The following is an 851-nucleotide window of genomic DNA, read 5'->3' on the forward strand; positions in this document are numbered from 1 at the left end:
CCTGGAATATAAACATATCATTAATGCGGTTATCAATGGAGCCGGAGGGTAAAATGCGGGTGTTGTTCTCGGATGGTCTGCATTTCAGTAAGAAAAACTTTGCGTCGTTACTGAGTTATCTGGAGGAGATCGGGGCGGCAGTCACGTATCCGGCATTTAAGAATGACAGTATCTGTCGGTTTGGGGATTATTCCCGGTGGCCGGGCATTTCCGATACCGGGGCGGCCATGTCGGCCCTGACGGCGGATGCGTTATTTCACAGCACATATAAGGGCATCAGTTTATTTGAGGTCGCCCGGGCGGAATTAATGTCAAAATGCGCTGTACAGGAGCACTGGTTAAATGCCCCGGATTATGGTTCATCTGCCCGGGCATTATTTGATAAATTATTTGTCACGGATAATGAAGATTTACGTCTGAATATCGCTTCGGCCAGGTACTGGACGGAATACTGGTTTACATTACTGTCATCAAAAACCTTTGACGCCGTTTTCATTTTTTCAGGGGCACTGACCTATGCCGCGGCCCTCATGGAAGTCATGAAAGGTTTCCCGGGCAGGGTGTATGTTTTTGAGTCCTTCTTCACCGGCAGACACTATTATTGTGAAGAAAAATACACTCATCTGCCAAATAACACCGATGCCCGGTTCCGGCATCTCCTGATGGCAGGAACCCCCTCAGGGCGCGTGACTGATCAGGCCCGGCTTGAGAACGGGATTAAAAACGCTCTGGCCATTCAGAATAAAAACGTCTCACAGCCCGCCCCCTTAAAGAGACGACTGTTTACGAACGGTCAGCAGACGGTGCTTATTGGCGGGCAGGTGTTAAATGATTTCTCATTGCTGAAAACG

Annotated in this window: 1 protein-coding gene; it reads left to right on the forward strand. The window is 48.9% G+C overall.

Translation table 11 applies throughout. The features are described 5' to 3' along the window. Window positions 1–53: 53 nt before the first annotated feature. On the forward strand, window positions 54–851 hold a 798-nt coding region (locus tag ACU8YC_RS25090; RefSeq protein ID WP_446895974.1), incomplete at its 3' end, for a hypothetical protein.

The sequence above is a fragment of the Citrobacter sp. VF227 genome (genome assembly GCF_052950715.1).